Genomic DNA, 19,215 nt, shown 5'->3' on the forward strand with positions numbered 1-19,215 from the left:
TTACCTTAATGGTAGCGGCGGCCGCTGACAATTCTTTTATCCCCGCCCGTTCCCGGCGCTATAGCTCAAACAGTACAGGCGATGGGGCTGTTTCGCTATCTTAACCTCAATTGGTGCTGAATCGAAACCAGTGATGCTCTCCCCAGCCGGAAATTATTTGCGTAACGCGCGGCAGATCAACTGTGAAAGCAATTCCAGTTGACGGGCAAGCTCCAGGCTCAACCACACGTAACCATGGATCGGGGTTTCCTGAAACTTCCCGTTTTCACCTTCCTGCATTAGCAGGCGTAACTCGCTAACAATTTCCGTCAGCTTTTCGTTATTCGCAGAAATCGGCGATGGATTACCGTCGTGTAACGCCAGCGCGATGGCGGCCAGCGTGTGTTGTGTCATCTGCTGAGCGTCACGCAGGGTGTGCGCGTTAATCATCAGGAAATGGCTCTCGCGGGATGCCCACCAGGCGTTAATTTGCAGCTCAAGCGTGCACACCAGGTTGCGGCTCACCGTCTGTATCGCTTCAAAAATAGGTTTCTGAATAGGGGTTTCTTTACTGGCCGGCCCAATCAAAGCGCGCATTTTCACCACGTCGCTCAACACCTGATGCAGATGTTTTTCCAGCCGGGGGCGCTCCACCAGGTTGGGTGAAAAACCGGCGTGATAGACCCGGCCAAAGGCGGTGACAAAATTCGCCATTTGAATCCGCCAGTGGATAAACGCGCGCTGCGGGTAAATGCTGGTAAACAGCATTGCCAGCAATGAGCCGAAGATAACATCACCGCTGCGCCACAGCGCAATTTCCATATCGCCCGCCGGCGCACCGACCACCACCGCAAGGGTAATGCCAATCAGCAGGGCCTGATACGGGCGTTTACCCAGCGCCAGATAGCCGCAAATAAACATGGCGAAAGCGCACCACAGCAGCATCAGCGGCAGTGAAAGCAGCTCGAGACGCAGGGCAATCAGCCCCATGGCCGCGCCGCAAATGGTACCGCCAATGCGCTCAAAAGCGCGCGGCACCACGTTCCCCCAGAAGGAGATAGGCCCCATTACCACCACTAAGGTGATTAATGGCCAGGTCCCTTCCGGCACTTTCAGCAGATGGACGATAAGAAAAGTGAGAACAAACGCCAGCGCGATACGCACGCCATGTACGGTGCGGTAGTTGCGATAAACGCGCAGCTCAAACGGGCTTAGTGATTTGTCAGGGCGCACACCCGACTCTCCTGAAAACAAAAATGGGATTGTACCTGTTTTTTTTATGTGGGCATCACAAAGTTAGGGGGCCTGCGCCCCCTTTAGCATCAGACTTGATCTGCTACCGGAATTGACCCGTTAGCATTTGAGTTGCAGGTAGGCGGCCAGGGAACTTATCCCGATGAGTTTACTCAAGTCAGTGACTCGGGTAAGTGAGTGCAGCCAACACCCCTGCAACTTATAGGATGACGGGTATATACATATCAATTTCCCAGACTCCGCTTTCTGAACCGTCATTCAGATAGTGTTCAAAACAGGGTTTCGGGGCCATCTGATAGCGGCTGTCAGCCAGCAGGCTATTAAAAAAGAGGTTCCACGGTCTGGCAAAATCACCGTCATCGACACGGGCGCGCGCCACCGCATACTGCCCGGCTTCTATTCTGGTGGTGATAACGCCTTCGCTGTTATCCGGCACCGTGAAGTTTTCCGCAACCGAGACAACGGTATCGCAGCGCAGCTTTTCCGCAGGCACCACATCCGGGTTATCGTAATAAACGGCCAGCCACTCTTCGCCAACAATGTTATGTGTTTTCACCCAAAGGGATAGCTGCTCAAAGCCCTGATGAACCGTTTTTTCCCACGGCCCCACCATATGAAAGCCAGCGACTCTACGCTCGGGTACCTGCCGTACGTTAAATTCCATATGACCTCCTGATTCGGTTAAAAAGCTGTATATTTATACAACTCTGGATTGCCGGGAAACAAGGCTACATCAGGGTGACGTGATGACTTTGCGAGCAAGGTTCGCTTTTCACCACTCTTGTGCCAGTAGAGCTTAGTACAGGCACCAAAAAGGGCCGCCAGATTACAGTTTGTGGCTCAGGTAATCGCTAAAACGTGACCATCTACTGCCCTTGTTAACGGCGCTTAAGGTCACCAGCGGCCAGTGGGCAATCAGCTTGTCACGATCGAACAACTCAATTTCACCCACATGCTGATTGGCGGCGACTGGCGCTTCCATCTCAGGGTTATCAAGCACATATTTGGCTTTAATATTGGGTATTTCCAATTTTGGCAGCGCCAGGTAGACATCCTGCATGGTGCCAACTTCAACGTTCTTTTTATCACCGTACCAGATAGTTTCGCTGCCAATTTTTTTGCCTTTATGCAGCACCTGTACGGTAGCGAAATTATCCTGGCCCCAGTGCAATAATTTACGCGCCTGCTCTTCGCGGCCTTTCGGGCTATCGGCTCCCATCACTACCGCAATTAAGCGGCGTTCACCATCAACGCTTGAGGCGATAAGGTTAAAACCTGCGCTGGCGGTGTGGCCGGTTTTAAGCCCGTCAACATTCAGCTCTTTGTCCCATAGCAGACCATTACGGTTCTGCTGCGTAATACCATTCCAGGTCAGGCTGCGCTCGCTATACATATGATAGAAACCAGGCTCGCCATGAATAATGGCGCGGGAAAGTACCGCCAGATCGTAGGCCGAACTGTGCTGCCCCGGCGCATCAAGGCCGTGAACCGTTTCAAAATGGGTATCGCGCAGGCGCAGCTGCTGTACGTATTTGTTCATCAACGCCACGAACTGCGGCTGGCCGCCTGCCACGTAATCGGCCAGCGCCACGCAGGCATCGTTACCGGAGTCGATAATCAGGCCGCGGCTCAGATCATGAACCGTCAGGCGCTCGCCCGCTTTTAAAAACATCAGCGAAGAGCCTTCAAACACCGGGTTGCCCTGCGCCCACGCATCTTTACCCACGGTGACCATATCGTCTGCGGTGATGCGCCCGCTATCAATAGCGCGATCGACAACATAGCCGGTCATCAGTTTGGTCAGACTCGCCGGGTTGCGTCGCAGATGCTCATTTTGCGCCGTCAGAATTTGCCCGGTGGTGTAATCCATTAATACCCATGAGGCAGCCTGGATTGCTGGCGGAGGCGGAGCATTAATAAAGGAATCAGCGGCAAAAGCGTAGTGAGCAGATAAAGACAGCAGCGAACAGACAGCAAACAGACGGATCTTCAACGATATACCCTCAGTAACGATAAATTCAGCCGCCTCTTTTACTGGAGTTTACGATTTTTTTCGCGCTTAAATTGCAAAAAGTTATGAATAGAAAGGGTTATCTGCCCTGGCGGAAGAATTTCACAGTGGTGCAGGCGGCGGGCGAATGGTTTACCATGCACTAATGCAACATGAGCCAGACAACAAAAGAACACGGAGAGCGTTTTAGTGGGATTTCGCTTTAATAACAGCAGATTAATCAACACCCAAGGGCGGGAGTAAACCGTGGAAAATTCAACACAGCACCCCACTTTTCTCTTTCATGACTATGAAACGTTCGGTAAAAGCCCCTCCCTTGACCGACCGGCGCAGTTTGCGGCCATTCGTACCGATGACCAGTTTAATGTAATCGGTGAGCCGGAAGTCTTTTACTGCAAACCGGCGGATGACTATCTGCCGCAGCCAGAAGCGGTCATGATTACCGGCATCACCCCGCAGCACGCGCTGGCGCACGGGGTGAATGAAGCTGATTTTGCGAAACGCATTCATAGCATTTTCACGCAGCCAAAAACCTGCGTGGTGGGCTACAACAACGTGCGCTTCGACGATGAAGTGACGCGCAATATTTTCTATCGTAACTTTTACGATCCCTATGGCTGGAGCTGGCAGCACGATAATTCGCGCTGGGATCTGCTCGACGTGATGCGCGCCTGCTATGCGCTGCGCCCGGAGGGGATTGTCTGGCCGGAGAATGAAGACGGGCTACCGAGTTTCCGCCTTGAGCATCTGACCCAAGCCAACGGCATTGAGCACGCTAACGCCCACGACGCGATGTCTGATGTGTACGCCACTATCGCCATGGCGCAACTGGTGAAAACCCGCCAGCCACGCCTGTTTGATTACCTCTATAGCCACCGCTCCAAACACAAGCTCACCACCCTGATTGATATCCCGCAGATGAAACCGCTGGTGCATGTTTCGGGGATGTTTGGCGCGTGGCGTGGCAACACCAGTTGGATTGCGCCGCTGGCCTGGCATCCGGATAACCGCAATGCGGTGATTATGGTGGATTTGGCGGGCGACGTTTCCCCGCTGCTGGAACTGGATGCCAGCGCATTACGCGAGCGTTTATACACGCCAAAAGCGGCGCTGGGCGATGCCGCGGCCGTGCCCATTAAGCTGGTCCATTTGAATAAATGCCCGGTGCTGGCGGTAGCGAACACGCTGCGCCCGGAAGATGCACAGCGGCTGGGAATTGACCGTAAGCGCTGCCTTGATAATTTAAAACTGCTGCGTGAGCACCCGGCGGTGCGCGAGAAAGCGGTGGCGATTTTTGCCGAAGCCGAGCCTTTTGTGCCGTCTGATAACGTTGATGCCCAGCTGTATAACGGCTTCTTTAGCGATGCAGACCGCGCGGCAATGCGTATCGTGCTGCAAACCGATCCGCAAAACCTGCCGGCGCTGGATATTACCTTCGCCGACAAACGCATTGAAAAACTGCTGTTTAACTATCGCGCCCGTAACTTCCCCGGCACGCTGGATGAAGCAGAGCAGCAGCGCTGGTTGCAGCATCGCCGGGATGTTTTGTCTCAGGAAGCACTGCAGGCCTACGCGCAGGAACTGGAAGCGCTGTACAACCTGCATGAAAGCGATAAAGAAAAAACGGCGTTACTTAAAGCGCTGTTTGAGTATGCACAGTTTTTGGTGGGGTAATGCTCAGGGCACTTCTGTGCAACAGAAGTGTTCGCTCTCTGGCTTGAGAATGAGGGTAAATAACGCGATTCATATCTTCCCTCCCCACAAAGTTTTCACCTGCGAACGTATAGCGTTTTCTATGCATTGGATGTAAGCTATGTATACCATTTGCTATACAAGGAGCACATCATGAAGTCTGATGTTCAGCTCAACATTCGGGCTAAAGAAGCTCAGCGGACGCTTATCGATGCCGCAGCAGAGATTCTCCATAAATCACGCACTGATTTTATCCTCGAGGTAGCCTGCCAGGCTGCTGAAAACGTGATTCTGGATCGCCGGATGTTTAATCTCAATGACGAACAATACGCCGAGTTTATCGATATGCTGGATGCCCCGGTCACCGCGAATCCGGCACTTGATACGCTGATGGCGAGAAAACCGCAGTGGGAAAAGTAACGGCTCCGGCACCGCTGGATACAACACATATCCTGTCAGAGTTTCACTGTGGAGAGGCTGCTCTGGATGAATGGATTAAAAACCGGGGATTAAAAAATCAATCCACCGGTGCAGCAAGAACGTTCGTGGTATGCAGGGAAAACTCTTCGCAGGTAGTCGGTTTTTATTCTCTTGCTACTGGTAGCGTCGCTCATGCCATAGCCTCGGGTGGTCTTCGACGAAATATGCCTGATCCTATCCCTGTTATCATTCTGGCAAGACTTGCTGTCGATACCGGTTACCACGGGAAAGGGCTTGGCGCTGATTTACTTCAGGATGCAGTGTTACGCATCTGTCGCGTGGCTGAGAATATCGGTGTGCGGGCCATCGTGGTTCATGCCCTATCTAATGCGGCAAAACAGTTTTATCTGCACCATGGATTTATACCATCAGCCACCCAGGAAAAAACGCTTTTCCTCCGCTTGCCTGATATCATTTAGGTTCGCGCAAACAGCCTGATGCGAGATTTGAGACGACATGACTACGGCAGAGCTAATCAAAGAAGGCCGCTCGTGAGAGCAGCCCCCTGTTTAACGTTACGCTAAATCTTCATTGAACTGCGGCACCGGGTTACGGAAGCGGCGAGTGACAAAAGCCAGATACGTCAGGCCGATAGCCGCCCAAATCAGCCCCAGAATCATCGAGCTTTCTTCCAGGTTAATCCACAATGCGCCAACCGTCAGCGCGCCACAGCTTGGTAGCACTAAGTAATTGAAGTGATCTTTGAACGACTTATTACGCCCTTCACGGATCCAGAACTGGGAAATTACCGACAGGTTAACGAAGGTAAAGGCCACCAGCGCGCCGAAGTTAATCAGCGCCGTTGCCGTCACCAGGTCAAATTTCACCGCAAACAGCGCAATGATACCCACCAGCACCACGTTCAGAGCCGGGGTGCGCCATGTCGGGTGAATGTAACCGAAGAAACGCTCCGGGAACACGCCGTCACGGCCCATCACATACATCAGGCGCGAAACGCCCGCATGTGCCGCCATACCGGAAGCCAGAACGGTGACGCAGGAGAAAATCAGAATACCGAACTGGAAGGCTTTGCCCGCCACGAACAGCATGATTTCAGGCTGCGAAGCGTCCGGATCTTTAAAGCGCGAGATATCCGGGAAGTAGAGCTGCAGGAAGTAAGACACCACCACGAAGATCGCGCCGCCAATCAGGGCGGTCAGGAAAATCGCTTTCGGGATCACGCGGCCGGCATCTTTGGTCTCTTCGGACAGCGAGCTAATACCGTCAAATCCGAGGAATGAGAAGCACAGAATGGTTGCGCCGGTAATCATCGGCACCACGTTGGCATGTTCCGACCAGAACGGACGAGTGCTGGTCAATGTCCCTGCGCCTTCGCCGTTTGCCACGCCGTAAATCACCAGGCCGGTAATGACCACCATCACGATCATCTGCAACGCAACAATAAGGCTGTTGAAGTTGGCCACGGTTTTAATGCCGCGCAGATTGGAGATGGTCATAAAGCCCACCAGCAGCACCACGAAAATCCACGACGGGATCGACGGCACCAGGGCTTCGAAATAGATTTTAGCCAGCAGGATGTTGATCATCGGCATAAACAGATAATCAAGCAGTGAGGACCAGCCCACCATAAAGCCCACCACCGGGTGGATAGATTTTTGTGCGTAGGTATAGGCGGAACCCGCTGACGGGAAACGGCGTACCAGCTTTCCGTAACTTAACGCGGTGAACAAAATTGCCACCAGGGCAAACGCGTAAGCCGTCGCGACATGTCCGTCGGTAAGGCCAGATACAATGCCAAATGTATCGAACAGGGTCATCGGCTGCATATAAGCCAGGCCCATCATCACAACCGGAATGAGCGTCAGGCTCTTACGGAGTTCAACACGTGAATTTGAATTTGCACCTGCGGTGACGTTAAGCGACATGGTCATTCTCCCAAACGGCGAATGGCACCTGCGCAAAAGCAAAAAATTGCCCCATCTTGTTTTCCTCGGCGACACGACTGTCGTTTTTTAAAAGCTAATATCTATCCGGTACGAAGCCCGGCCTCTTGGTTTTTTGGCTAATGCCTGTTTGACTACCTGAACTTAATGCAAAAAAATAACCGACGCGTTTAACGTCGGTTTTTTTATCTCATTTAGTGAGGCGCGTATTTTGCACCAATTCGAGGCACGATGACAAGATATTGAGACCTTGATTAACAATTTCTTTTTCAGCGGTTAACGGCACTAAAAAACGGATGACATTGGCCCGTACGCCGCACGACAATAATACCAGCCCTTGCCTGCCGGCTTCCTTTACAAGCGCCTGAGTTAACTCTTTATTTGGCCGGTGGCTGTCGCGATCTTCGACCAGCTCCATCGCCATCATTGCGCCGTAGCCACGCACGTCGCCAATGCAGTCAAATCGCTCTGCCAGCTCCTGTAAACGTTGGGTAATCTGCTCGCCAATGGCCCGTGCGCGTTGGTTGAGATTTTCCTGCTCAATAATGTCGGTAACCGCAAGGGCGGCGGCAATCGCCACCGGTGAACCGGCATAGGTGCCGCCAAGCCCGCCAGGCATCGCTTTATCAAACAGGGATTTCTTGCCGACCAGAGCAGAGAGGGGGAAACCTCCCGCCAGACTTTTCGCCATGGTGACCAGATCGGGTTCCACGTCGCTGTGCTCAATCGCAAACGTTTTGCCGGTGCGGCAAAAGCCGCTCTGGATCTCATCGACAATCAGCACAATGCCGTGCTTATCGCATAGCGCACGCAGCTGCTTCATAAAGGAAGGCGAGGCCGCATAAAAGCCCCCTTCCCCCTGCACCGGTTCAATAATGATGGCGGCGACTTCATCGGGCGAGACATCGGCGGCAAAAATCCCCGCCAGCGAAGCCAGCGCCTGCGTGTCACTCACCCCAAGATAAGCCGCCGGATAGGGAGCGTGGTAGATCCCCGCCGGGAAAGGCCCGTAACCTTTTTTATACGGCTGAACTTTGCCGGTTAACGCCATGCCCAATAAAGTTCGCCCATGAAAGGCGCCGCGAAAGGCAATAATCGCCGAACGCCCGGTGGCAATTCGCGCCACTTTAATCGCATTTTCAACCGCTTCGGCACCGGTAGTAAGAAACAGCGTCTGGCACGGTTCGCTTATCGGCACCAGCTTATTCAGGCGTTCGGCAAGCTCGATATAGTTGCCATAAGGGGTGACCTGGAAACAGGGGTGGGTAAACTTTTCAAGCTGTTGACGTACCGCGTCAATCACCGCCGGATGATTATGCCCGGTATTGAGCACCGCAATACCAGAGGCAAAATCAATATAGCGTTTACCTTCAACATCCCAGATTTCCGCGTTTTTCGCTTTTTCGATATACACCGGCAGCGCATTGCCGACTCCGTGGGGAACCGCCTGCTCACGCCGTGACTGCCACTGCTGATTCGTTTGCTTCATACCGACTCCTTGCGCACAAAAACCTCTGCACAACCACGCAGAGAAGAAAATTCAAACGCGAAGACACTTTCAGAAGAAATAGCGATCCACCGTTAACCATAGATGTGACGGCAGGGGTGCGCCACTCACCCATTGGCATTATTTTTTGCCGTGCCATACACCATAGCAACCTCAGAACTGTTGACGATTTGCTCGCGCCACCACTCGCTTGCAAGCCCGGCGGTTTGCTCATTCCAGCCAATCCACACCGGCACAAAGGGCACATGGGAAACGACCTGTTTTTCCACCAGCACCCCGCTTTCAATAAAGCGCTGCGCCATATAGCGCGGAACGTAGCCGCAGCCAATACCGCTGATTTGCAGCTCAAGTTTGGTTTTGAAATCAAACACGGTGATCGCCTCCTGCTCCTCAAGCAGATGCATCGAGCGTGAAGGTTCCAGACGCGAAGTATCGCCAACGATCACCGCGCGGCTGCGTTTGACAACGCGGCGCGTTAGCGGCTCCTGAACTTCGGCCAGCGGGTGATGCGGAGCGACAACAAACACGCTTTCCAGCTGCCCCAGCAGGGTAAAGCCAAAGCCGCTTTGCGAGGGCGGGTCGCTCATCGCACCGACGATAATATCGGCTCGTCCTTCGGTGAGCGCTTCCCAGGAGCCGCCCAGCACGCCGTTAATAAATTTCAGGCGCGTCACGCTGTGGCTGTTGTAGAAAGCTTCAATCAGCGGCGTCAGCAGAGAGAACGGAAACGAATCGTCAACGCCAATCACCAGTTCGTTTTCCCAGCCCTGATGCAGTTTGATCGCCTGCTGTTCCAGCTCGCGCACCGTATGCAGCACTTCGCGCCCTTTTTCCAGCAGCAGCTGGCCCGTTCGCGTAAAGCGCGCGCGGTGACCGGAACGATCAAGTATTTGAATATTGAGATCGTTTTCGAGTTTCTGTACGGTGTAACTGAGCGCGGAGGGGGTTTTAAAGAGCTTTGATGCCGCCGCAGCAAAGCTCCCTTCTTTATCGAGGGTATCGAGAATTATCAGCACGTCCAGCAGTGGTTTCATACTCGTTCCCGTCGCTGACAAGTAACACCCCGCTGCGGTTACTGCATGGGCATTACCAGCGGGTTTGGATACCGGTATTCAAACCCAAGTTCGTTGCAGATACGGTTGCCATCCACCAGCTTACCGCGGCCCGTTTGCGCTTGTGTTCGGAACGCTGGCGCCTCGAGATTCATCTGGCGCGCCATTAAAGAGTAGAACTCGGCGCGCGTCGGGTGATCTGGCGCACATAAATTATAGATGTGTCCGCCCTTTGGAGCCTGCAACAACAGCGTAATAGCTGAAATAACATCTTCGAGATGCACCAGGTTAACGCCGTGCGCGCCGTTAGCCACATCCACTTTCCCGGCCAGAAAGCGCCCGGGGTGGCGTTCCGGCCCGACCAGGCCTGCCAGTCGCAGAATATCGACCGACGTTCCCGGTAAATCATGCAGCCAGGTTTCCAGCTCTTTAAGCACGCGGCCGCTGGCAGTAACAGGCTCAAGCGGCGAGGTTTCTCTCACCGTGCCTTCTGTTTCGCCGTATACCGAGGTGGAACTGGTAAAAATAATGCGTGGAATACTGTGGGCCAAAGCGCTGTCGACAATTTCCTGCACCGCCTGCAGGTAAAAATCATCACCTTCACCAGTACGGCGCGCGGGCAGCGTGATGACCAGCGCATCGGCATCGAGCAAGGCATCAAGATCGTCGCTGTCACAAACCAGCTCAGGCGTCAGTTGCAGCTGATAACCGTCAATACCACACATTCGTGCGGCTTCAACACCATCGAGGGTCGTTTTACTCCCTGTCACCTGCCAGCCCCGCGCCGATAAAGAGAGCGCCAGCGGCATTCCCAGCCACCCTAACCCGACAATCGCAACCTTTTTCATGCCTTCTCTCCTGGATTGCAGCCTATCTCTCTGCTGTGCTGTTTAGCCCGTCATTAAGGCTACGCCAGGTTACGACAACTGACAATCAACGGCGCTAAACAGAATATTAATCTCAGGTGAAAAAAGCCCTTGCGCTCAACGCCGTATCTGGTTTAGCTTAGCTGCACACCATGAATAGTCATTCATACGAGAATTTTATGACACGCGTTCAAACTGCTAACCACCATCATCACCATCATCCTGACTAGTCTTTCAGGCGATGTGTGCTGGGAGACGAAAAGATCTTCCAGTGGTGCATGAACGAGTCAATAAGCCCCCGGAAGATTTCTTCCGGGGGCTTTTTTTTGGACGTCAGACAAGCATTAATAAGGGGATTCACCAATGTTAGACAACAACCGTTTACGCATAGCTATTCAAAAATCCGGGCGTCTGAGCGATGACTCACGCGAATTACTGGCGCGCTGCGGCATAAAAATCAATTTGCACACTCAGCGCCTGATTGCATTAGCTGAAAACATGCCCATCGATATTCTGCGCGTGCGCGATGACGATATCCCGGGGCTGGTGATGGACGGTGTTGTTGACCTCGGCATTATTGGCGAAAACGTGCTGGAAGAAGAGCTGCTCACCCGCCGCGCACAAGGTGAAGACCCGCGTTATTACACGCTGCGCCGTTTAGATTTCGGCGGCTGCCGCTTCTCGCTGGCGATCTCCGTTGATGAGCAGTGGGACGGCCCGGCTAGCCTGAATAATAAACGCATCGCGACCTCTTACCCGCACCTGTTAAAACGCTACCTTGATGGCAAAGGCGTGCAGTTCAAATCTTGTTTGCTGAACGGTTCGGTGGAAGTTGCCCCCCGCGCGGGCCTGGCGGATGCAATCTGTGACCTGGTTTCCACTGGCGCAACTCTCGAAGCCAACGGCCTGCGTGAAGTTGAGGTGATTTACCGCTCCAAAGCGTGCCTGATCCAGCGCGACGGCGAAATGCCGGAAGCCAAGCAGCAGCTGATCGACAAACTGATGACCCGTATTCAGGGCGTGATTCAGGCGCGTGAGTCGAAATACATCATGCTGCATGCGCCAAGCGAGCGGCTGGACGAAATTATTGCTCTGCTGCCGGGCGCTGAACGCCCTACTATTCTGCCGCTGGCAGGCGACCAGCAGCGCGTGGCGATGCATATGGTAAGCAGTGAAACCCTGTTCTGGGAAACCATGGAAAAGCTGAAAGCGCTGGGCGCCAGTTCCATTCTGGTGCTGCCAATTGAGAAGATGATGGAGTAACCGATGGCAAACTTCACTACCTTGATTAACTGGAATGAATGCGATGCGGCGGCACAAAAAGCGCTGCTGACCCGCCCGGCAATTTCCGCCTCGGAAAGCATTACCCGCACGGTGGCGGAGATCCTGAATAATGTGAAAGCTAACGGTGATGCGGCTCTGCGTGAGTACAGCGCAAAGTTCGACAAAACCGAAGTGCAACGGCTGAAAGTCAGCGAGCAGGAAATTTCCGCAGCGGTAGCGCGCCTGGGTTCAGAAATTAAAGACGCGATGGCCGTAGCCGTGGCGAATATCGAGACATTCCACGTCGCGCAACAGCTCGCGCCGGTGGATATCGAAACCATGCCGGGCGTGCGCTGCCAGCAGGTGACTCGCCCGGTGGCCTCCGTTGGCCTTTATATCCCGGGCGGTTCAGCGCCGCTGTTTTCAACCGTATTGATGCTTGCCACGCCCGCGCGTATTGCGGGCTGTAAAAAAGTGGTGCTGTGTTCGCCACCGCCGATTGCGGATGAAATTCTGTATGCCGCGCAGCTTTGCGGGGTGCAGGAAGTGTTTCAGGTTGGCGGCGCGCAGGCGATTGCCGCATTAGCACTCGGCACTGAAAGCATTCCGAAAGTGGATAAAATTTTTGGGCCGGGCAACGCTTTTGTCACCGAAGCGAAACGCCAGGTCAGCCAGCGCCTTGATGGCGCGGCAATCGACATGCCCGCAGGCCCGTCGGAAGTTTTAGTGATTGCCGATAGCGGCGCAACGCCTGATTTTGTGGCATCCGACCTGCTCTCGCAGGCTGAGCACGGCCCGGACTCGCAGGTGATTTTGCTGACTCCCGATGCACAGATAGCGCAGCGAGTGGCCGAAGCGGTGGAACGCCAGCTTGCCGCGCTGCCGCGTGCTGAAACCGCGCGCCAGGCGCTGGAAAGCAGCCGCCTGATTGTGGCCCGCGATCTGCAACAATGTATTGAGATTTCTAACCAGTACGGCCCGGAGCACCTGATTATTCAGACGCGCAACGCCCGTGAGTTAGTGGACAGCATTACCAGCGCCGGTTCGGTGTTCCTCGGCGACTGGTCGCCGGAATCCGCAGGCGACTACGCCTCAGGAACTAACCACGTGCTGCCGACTTACGGTTATACCTCGACTTGTTCAAGCCTGGGCCTGGCAGATTTCCAGAAGCGCATGACGGTGCAGGAACTCTCGCCGCAGGGCTTCGCCAGCCTGGCTAAAACCATTGAAACGCTGGCTGCCGCCGAGCTGCTGGACGCCCACAAAAACGCCGTGACCCTGCGCGTTGCTGCGCTGAAGGAGATGCAATGAGCATTGAAGAGTTAGCCCGTGAGAACGTTCGCGCCCTGACCCCTTACCAGTCGGCTCGCCGCCTGGGCGGCAATGGCGACGTGTGGCTGAACGCCAACGAATACCCAACCGCGGTGGAGTTTGAACTCACGCAACAGACGCTGAACCGCTACCCGGAATGCCAGCCCAAACTGGTGATTGAACGTTACGCCGAATACGCTGGTGTGAAACCTGAGCAAGTGCTGGTCAGCCGTGGCGCGGATGAAGGTATTGAACTGCTGATTCGCGCGTTCTGCGAGCCGGGCAAAGATGCGGTTCTCTACTGCCCGCCGACTTACGGCATGTACAGCGTGAGTAGCGAAGCCTTCAACGTAGAGTGCCGCACGGTGCCCACGCTTGCCGACTGGCAGCTTGATTTAGCAGGGATTGCGGAGAATCTGGAAGGCGTCAAAGTCATTTATGTTTGCAGCCCGAACAACCCAACCGGGCAACTGATTAACCCGCAGGATTTGCGTGAGCTGCTGGAAATGGCGCGCGGCAAAGCGCTGGTGGTGGCCGATGAAGCCTATATCGAGTTTTGCCCACAGGCGACGCTGGCTGGCTGGTTAACTGAATATCCGCATCTGGTGGTGCTGCGTACCCTTTCCAAAGCCTTTGCGCTGGCTGGCCTGCGCTGTGGCTTTACGCTGGCCAATGAAGAAGTGATTAACCTGCTGATGAAAGTGATCGCCCCTTACCCGCTTTCAACGCCGGTTGCCGATATCGCCGCCCAGGCATTAAGCCCGCAGGGGATAAATGCGATGCGCGATCGCGTGGCGCAAGTGCTGGCAAATCGCCAGTACTTAATCAGCGCATTGCAGGAAGTGGAGTGCGTAGAGCAGGTCTTTGATTCTGAAACCAACTATGTTCTGGCACGCATCACCGCTTCAAGCGCGGTATTTAAATCTTTGTGGGATCGGGGCATTATCCTGCGTGACCAGAATAAACAACCATCGTTAAGCGGCTGCCTGCGGATCACCGTCGGCACCCGCTCCGAGTGCGAGCGCACCGTTGCTGCGCTGCGTGAACAACCCGGCCTGACGGCCACGGAGGGCGTGTGAGCCAGAAAATTCTTTTTATCGACCGTGACGGCACTTTAATTTCCGAGCCGCCTGCTGATTTTCAGGTGGACCGTATGGAGAAACTGGCCTTTGAGCCTGCGGCGATCCCCGCCCTGCTGCAATTACAAACAGCAGGATACAAGCTGGTGATGATCACCAATCAGGACGGTCTGGGAACGGAGAGTTTCCCGCAGGCGGACTTCGACGGCCCCCATAACCTGATGATGCAGGTGTTTACCTCGCAGGGCGTGAACTTTGCTGAAGTGCTGATTTGCCCGCACCTGCCAGCCGACAACTGCGACTGCCGCAAACCCAAACTGGCAATGGTAAAAGGCTACCTGGAAGAAGGCGTGCTGGATAAAGCCAACAGCTACGTGATTGGCGACCGGGCAACCGACATTGAACTGGCCGAGAACATGGGTATTCAGGGGCTGCGTTACCACGCTGAAACGCTGAACTGGCCGATGATTAGCGAGCGGCTGACCAAACGTGACCGTTACGCCCACGTGGAACGCGCCACCAAAGAGACGCAAATCGACGTGCAGGTCTGGCTGGATCGCGAAGGCGGCAGCAAAATTAACACCGGCGTGGGTTTCTTCGACCACATGCTGGACCAGATTGCCACCCACGGCGGCTTGCGTATGGATATCAGCGTGAAAGGCGATCTGTATATTGACGATCACCACACCGTGGAAGACACCGGCCTGGCGCTGGGCGAAGCGCTGAAAATCGCATTGGGTGACAAACGCGGCATTACACGCTTTGGCTTCACACTGCCGATGGACGAATGCCTGGCCCGCTGCGCGCTGGATATTTCTGGCCGCCCGCACCTCGAATACAAAGCCGAGTACAACTTCCAGCGCGTGGGCGATCTCAGCACCGAAATGGTTGAACACTTCTTCCGTTCGCTCTCTTACACCATGGGCGTGACGCTGCACCTGAAAACCAAAGGCAAAAACGACCATCACCGCGTCGAAAGCCTGTTTAAAGTGTTTGGCCGCACGCTGCGCCAGGCGATCCGCGTGGAAGGCGACACGCTGCCCTCCTCTAAAGGAGTGTTGTAATGAACGTGGTGATTCTGGACACGGGATGCGCCAACCTGCACTCGGTAAAAGCGGCCATTGGACGCCACGGCTATGAGCCGCAGGTAAGCCGTGACCCGGACGTGGTGCTGCGCGCCGATAAGCTGTTTTTACCCGGAGTGGGAACCGCGCAGGCGGCGATGAACCAGATCCGCGAGCGCGAACTGATTGAACTGATCAAAGCCTGTACCCAGCCGGTGCTGGGCATCTGCCTCGGGATGCAGCTTTTGGCCTCTCGCAGTGATGAAAGCAATGGCATCGACATGCTCGGCATCATCGACGAACCGGTGCTGAAAATGACCGACCACGGTTTGCCTTTGCCACATATGGGCTGGAACCGCGTCTACCCCAAAGCGGGCGACCGCCTGTTCCGTGGCATTGACGACGGCGATTATTTTTACTTTGTGCACAGCTACGCGATGCCTGTTTGTGCGAATACCATCGCGCAGGCCAGTTACGGTGAAGCGTTCACCGCCGCTGTACAAAAAGATAATTTCTTCGGCGTGCAGTTCCATCCGGAGCGCTCGGGTGCCGCAGGCGCAAAATTACTGAAAAACTTCCTGGAGATGTAAGCACCATGATTATTCCGGCTCTCGATTTAATTGACGGCACAGTGGTGCGCCTCCACCAGGGGGATTACGGCCAACAGCGCGATTACGGCAATGACCCGCTCCCGCGCCTGCAGGATTACGCCGCACAAGGTGCGCAAGTGCTGCATCTGGTGGATTTAACCGGAGCGAAAGACCCGGCAAAACGCCAGATCCCGCTGATTAAAACGCTGGTAGCCGGGGTGAATGTTCCGGTACAGGTTGGCGGTGGCGTGCGCACTGAGGAAGATGTTGCGGCGTTGCTTGAAGCGGGTGTGGCCCGCGTTGTGGTTGGCTCAACCGCGGTGAAATCACCGGAGGTTGTGAAAGGCTGGTTTGAACGTTTTGGTGCCGATGCGCTGGTCCTGGCGCTCGATGTACGCATCGACGAACAAGGCAATAAACAGGTCGCGGTGAGCGGCTGGCAAGAGAACTCTGGCGTATCGCTCGAAGAATTGGTGGAGATGTATCTCCCCGTCGGACTCAAACACGTACTGTGCACCGATATTTCGCGCGATGGCACGCTGGCGGGTTCAAACGTTTCACTTTATGAAGAAGTTTGCGCACGTTTCCCGCAGGTGGCATTCCAGTCTTCCGGGGGTATTGGCGGACTTGATGATATCGCCGCGCTGCGTGGAACGGGCGTGCAGGGCGTGATTGTTGGGCGGGCACTGCTGGAAGGGAAATTCAACGTAACGGAGGCGATCTCATGCTGGCAAAACGGATAATTCCTTGCCTGGACGTGCGCGACGGGCAAGTGGTAAAAGGTGTGCAGTTCCGCAACCATGAAATCATTGGCGACATCGTGCCGCTGGCCCAGCGTTACGCCGCAGAAGGCGCAGATGAACTGGTGTTTTATGATATCACCGCCTCCAGCGATGGCCGCGTGGTGGATAAAAGCTGGGTGTCACGCGTGGCGGAGGTTATCGACATTCCTTTCTGCGTGGCGGGCGGCATTAAGTCGATTGAAGATGCCGCACAAATTCTTTCCTTTGGCGCAGATAAAATCTCCATCAACTCCCCTGCTCTCGCTGACCCTGAGTTGATCACTCGCCTGGCTGAGCGTTTTGGCGTGCAGTGTATTGTGGTAGGCATTGATACCTGGTTTGATAGTGAAACAGGGAAATACCACGTCAATCAGTATACCGGCGATGAAAGCCGCACGCGTGTGACCACATGGGAAACCGTGGACTGGGTGAAAGAGGTGCAAAAGCGCGGTGCCGGGGAAATCGTGCTGAATATGATGAACCAGGACGGCGTACGTAACGGCTACGACCTGGAACAGTTAAAGAAAGTGCGTGAAGTTTGCCGCGTGCCGCTGATTGCCTCCGGCGGCGCGGGCACCATGGAACACTTCCTTGAAGCCTTCCGTGATGTGGACGTGGACGGCGCGCTGGCGGCATCCGTGTTCCATAAACAAATTATTAATATTGGCGAGCTGAAACTTTATTTAGCTCAGCAAGGCGTGGAGATAAGAGTGTGCTAACACAAGAACAGCAGGACCAGCTGGACTGGGAAAAAACCGACGGGCTGATGCCGGTTATCGTCCAGCACGCAAAATCTGGTGAAGTGCTGATGCTGGGCTATATGAACCCCGAAGCGCTGGCAAAAACGATTGATAGCGGAAAAGTCACCTTCTTCTCACGCACTAAGCAACGATTATGGACCAAAGGTGAAACCTCCGGCAACTTCCTGAACGTGGTTAATATTACCGCTGATTGCGATAACGACACATTGCTGGTGCTGGTCAACCCTATCGGCCCAACCTGCCACCTCGGCACCTCAAGCTGCTTTGGCGACACCCACCACGACTGGCATTTCTTATATCAACTGGAAGAACTGCTGGCCGCGCGCAAAAGCGCCGACCCGGAAAGCTCATACACCGCCAAGTTGTATGCCAGCGGCACCAAGCGCATTGCGCAGAAAGTGGGTGAAGAAGGCGTGGAAACGGCGCTTGCGGCAACGGTTAACGACCGCTTTGAGCTGAAGAATGAGGCATCGGATTTGGTGTATCACTTGCTGGTGCTGTTACAGGATCAGGAGCTGGATTTAAGCGCGGTGATTGAGAATTTGCGGGAGCGGCATAAATAATTTTCCCCGGATACAGAAAAGGCCGCTGATGCGGCCTTTTCTGTATCTTAGACTAGTGCTTACACAACTGGCTTGTAGTTGCGCAGTGCATTACGACCAAGAACCACACCAGAACCCAGCATCAGGCCAACCAGCGCTCCGAGAACCAAAGTCAGGCTCTTCTTCGGGCTGTCACGGCGGACGGGTAAACTTGGTTTCATCACATAACGAAATGCGTAGGTGGTATCAGGTTTAGATTTCAGCGCGTTAATCGCCAGTAAAGACTGGCGAGCATTGAAGTAGCTATCATCCAGCGGCAGAGGACGAGTCGCTTCGTTTTTAATGATGGAAGAAAGCGCATCACTCCCCAGAACGAATAAGGTATCTTCCGACAGGGTTTCAGCCTGCTGAACCAGAGTATTTTTGATGTTGGATTGCTGAGAGACGATCAATGCCTGGTTCAGAATTTCCAGACGCTTGTTTTTGCGCTCCTGAGCAATCTTTTCTTTGGTGGCTAAATCGGCTTTCAGATCGTCAACTTTAGCATTGATGCTGGTTTTTAAGTCATCATCCAGCTCGGTGACGATACGTTTATTAATTTGCTGAATGTAAGCGGTGAGCGTTTTTTGTGCTTCACTGGCGTTGGTGGCTACATAAGTCACTTTAAGAGGCACAGGCTGGCCTTTAACAGACTCTGTGATAGTCAGTTTTTCAGGTTTTTCCTGATTGTCTAACTGTTCAGACAAGGCGGCCAGGGTTGAATTGAAGCGCCCAAAAAAACGCTGCTGTATTTCTACAATTGAAGGGGCGCTGGCACCATACAGAACGTTCATTGAGTTATTGTAGTTCGCTATTTGACCAGAATCCGGTAGCGTAATAATCGCCTCTGAGGTCCATTTCTCTTTAGCCACAGAGAGATAGATAACTGCAAGGATTACAGCGACAACGGCAAAAGCGATGATGGTGACTTTACCTTTCCACAACTGCATTAAAAGATCAATTAAATCAATTGTTTCTGTTGGTTCACCAATGTGGTTGCTTACCACATTTTTATCTTGATTCATGATTACCCTGGAAA

At 54.1% G+C, this 19,215-nt stretch carries 21 protein-coding genes and 1 other annotated feature; of the genes, 12 read left to right on the plus strand and 9 right to left on the minus strand.

Going from position 1 to position 19,215, the window contains the following annotated elements; translation table 11 throughout:
* Positions 1-153: 153 nt before the first annotated feature.
* The 3 genes from EHN07_RS09940 to dacD all read right to left on the minus strand — a co-directional run bounded on the left by EHN07_RS09940 (position 154) and on the right by dacD (position 3,226).
* A complete protein-coding gene (locus tag EHN07_RS09940; protein ID WP_124023993.1) occupies positions 154-1,212 on the minus strand; it encodes an FUSC family protein in 1,059 nt (352 codons plus the stop codon).
* A 220-nt stretch (positions 1,213-1,432) separates the two neighbouring features.
* A complete protein-coding gene (gene sbmC, locus EHN07_RS09945) occupies positions 1,433-1,897 on the minus strand; it encodes a DNA gyrase inhibitor SbmC (RefSeq protein ID WP_124023994.1) in 465 nt (154 codons plus the stop codon).
* Positions 1,898-2,059: 162 nt separating this feature from the next.
* Positions 2,060-3,226, minus strand: a complete 1,167-nt coding sequence (gene dacD / locus EHN07_RS09950) for a serine-type D-Ala-D-Ala carboxypeptidase DacD (protein ID WP_124023995.1) — start codon at positions 3,224-3,226, stop codon at positions 2,060-2,062.
* Positions 3,227-3,490: 264 nt separating this feature from the next.
* Between dacD and sbcB the strand changes: the two genes are divergently transcribed.
* The 3 genes from sbcB (at position 3,491) to EHN07_RS09965 (ending at position 5,835) form a co-directional block, all read left to right on the plus strand.
* Positions 3,491-4,918 (plus strand): exodeoxyribonuclease I, encoded by a 1,428-nt coding sequence (sbcB, locus tag EHN07_RS09955; RefSeq protein ID WP_124023996.1) that lies wholly within the window; start codon positions 3,491-3,493, stop codon positions 4,916-4,918.
* 171 nt (positions 4,919-5,089) lie between these two features.
* Positions 5,090-5,356 (plus strand): type II toxin-antitoxin system TacA family antitoxin, encoded by a 267-nt coding sequence (locus EHN07_RS09960; protein ID WP_124023997.1) that lies wholly within the window; start codon positions 5,090-5,092, stop codon positions 5,354-5,356.
* A complete protein-coding gene (locus EHN07_RS09965; protein WP_124023998.1) occupies positions 5,344-5,835 on the plus strand; it encodes a GNAT family N-acetyltransferase in 492 nt (163 codons plus the stop codon). The genes EHN07_RS09960 and EHN07_RS09965 overlap by 13 nt, the downstream gene beginning before the upstream one ends.
* Positions 5,836-5,931: 96 nt before the next feature.
* On the opposite strand, the gene EHN07_RS09970 is transcribed toward EHN07_RS09965, so the two are convergent.
* The 5 genes from EHN07_RS09970 to EHN07_RS09990 all read right to left on the minus strand — a co-directional run bounded on the left by EHN07_RS09970 (position 5,932) and on the right by EHN07_RS09990 (position 10,727).
* Positions 5,932-7,302 carry an APC family permease gene (locus EHN07_RS09970; protein ID WP_124023999.1) on the minus strand — a complete coding sequence of 457 codons (1,371 nt, stop codon included), beginning with the start codon at positions 7,300-7,302 and terminating at the stop codon, positions 5,932-5,934.
* A complete protein-coding gene (gene yoeI / locus EHN07_RS20855; protein WP_124024029.1) occupies positions 7,292-7,357 on the minus strand; it encodes a membrane protein YoeI in 66 nt (21 codons plus the stop codon). Before yoeI ends, EHN07_RS09970 begins: the two co-directional genes overlap by 11 nt.
* 153 nt (positions 7,358-7,510) lie before the next feature.
* Positions 7,511-8,809: a 4-aminobutyrate--2-oxoglutarate transaminase gene (gene gabT, locus EHN07_RS09980; protein WP_124024000.1), complete on the minus strand. Its 1,299-nt coding sequence runs from the start codon at positions 8,807-8,809 to the stop codon at positions 7,511-7,513.
* 125 nt (positions 8,810-8,934) lie between these two features.
* Positions 8,935-9,861 carry a LysR substrate-binding domain-containing protein gene (locus EHN07_RS09985; protein ID WP_124024001.1) on the minus strand — a complete coding sequence of 309 codons (927 nt, stop codon included), beginning with the start codon at positions 9,859-9,861 and terminating at the stop codon, positions 8,935-8,937.
* Between the two features lie 38 nt (positions 9,862-9,899).
* Positions 9,900-10,727: an SDR family oxidoreductase gene (locus tag EHN07_RS09990; protein ID WP_124024002.1), complete on the minus strand. Its 828-nt coding sequence runs from the start codon at positions 10,725-10,727 to the stop codon at positions 9,900-9,902.
* A 197-nt stretch (positions 10,728-10,924) separates the two neighbouring features.
* Here EHN07_RS09990 and hisL point away from each other — a divergent pair, with 197 nt between their 5' ends.
* The 9 genes from hisL to hisIE all read left to right on the plus strand — a co-directional run bounded on the left by hisL (position 10,925) and on the right by hisIE (position 18,158).
* Complete coding sequence (hisL, locus tag EHN07_RS09995) at positions 10,925-10,975, plus strand: his operon leader peptide (protein ID WP_208646986.1); 51 nt, start codon at positions 10,925-10,927, stop codon at positions 10,973-10,975.
* Positions 10,951-11,073: a sequence feature (His leader region), on the plus strand. (Overlaps the previous gene by 25 nt.)
* 35 nt (positions 11,074-11,108) lie before the next feature.
* The gene (gene hisG, locus EHN07_RS10000; protein WP_124024003.1) at positions 11,109-12,008 is read left to right on the plus strand and encodes an ATP phosphoribosyltransferase; all 900 of its coding nucleotides are present in this window, start codon (positions 11,109-11,111) and stop codon (positions 12,006-12,008) included.
* Positions 12,009-12,011: 3 nt separating this feature from the next.
* Entirely contained in the window at positions 12,012-13,319 is a 1,308-nt protein-coding gene (hisD, locus tag EHN07_RS10005; RefSeq protein ID WP_124024004.1) for a histidinol dehydrogenase, read from the plus strand.
* A complete protein-coding gene (hisC, locus tag EHN07_RS10010) occupies positions 13,316-14,398 on the plus strand; it encodes a histidinol-phosphate transaminase (protein WP_124024005.1) in 1,083 nt (360 codons plus the stop codon). Before hisD ends, hisC begins: the two co-directional genes overlap by 4 nt.
* Positions 14,395-15,462: a bifunctional histidinol-phosphatase/imidazoleglycerol-phosphate dehydratase HisB gene (hisB, locus tag EHN07_RS10015; protein WP_124024006.1), complete on the plus strand. Its 1,068-nt coding sequence runs from the start codon at positions 14,395-14,397 to the stop codon at positions 15,460-15,462. Before hisC ends, hisB begins: the two co-directional genes overlap by 4 nt.
* Positions 15,462-16,052: an imidazole glycerol phosphate synthase subunit HisH gene (hisH, locus tag EHN07_RS10020; protein ID WP_124024007.1), complete on the plus strand. Its 591-nt coding sequence runs from the start codon at positions 15,462-15,464 to the stop codon at positions 16,050-16,052. Before hisB ends, hisH begins: the two co-directional genes overlap by 1 nt.
* Before the next feature lie 5 nt (positions 16,053-16,057).
* A complete protein-coding gene (hisA, locus tag EHN07_RS10025; RefSeq protein ID WP_124024008.1) occupies positions 16,058-16,795 on the plus strand; it encodes a 1-(5-phosphoribosyl)-5-[(5-phosphoribosylamino)methylideneamino]imidazole-4-carboxamide isomerase in 738 nt (245 codons plus the stop codon).
* Positions 16,777-17,553: an imidazole glycerol phosphate synthase subunit HisF gene (gene hisF, locus EHN07_RS10030; protein ID WP_124024009.1), complete on the plus strand. Its 777-nt coding sequence runs from the start codon at positions 16,777-16,779 to the stop codon at positions 17,551-17,553. Before hisA ends, hisF begins: the two co-directional genes overlap by 19 nt.
* The gene (gene hisIE / locus EHN07_RS10035; protein WP_124024010.1) at positions 17,547-18,158 is read left to right on the plus strand and encodes a bifunctional phosphoribosyl-AMP cyclohydrolase/phosphoribosyl-ATP diphosphatase HisIE; all 612 of its coding nucleotides are present in this window, start codon (positions 17,547-17,549) and stop codon (positions 18,156-18,158) included. The genes hisF and hisIE overlap by 7 nt, the downstream gene beginning before the upstream one ends.
* Before the next feature lie 59 nt (positions 18,159-18,217).
* Here the strand turns inward: hisIE and wzzB are convergent, their stop codons facing one another.
* Complete coding sequence (gene wzzB, locus EHN07_RS10040) at positions 18,218-19,201, minus strand: LPS O-antigen chain length determinant protein WzzB (protein WP_124024011.1); 984 nt, start codon at positions 19,199-19,201, stop codon at positions 18,218-18,220.
* Positions 19,202-19,215 lie beyond the last annotated feature (14 nt).

It is taken from the genome of Buttiauxella warmboldiae (genome assembly GCF_003818135.1).
GTDB lineage: Bacteria > Pseudomonadota > Gammaproteobacteria > Enterobacterales > Enterobacteriaceae > Buttiauxella > Buttiauxella warmboldiae.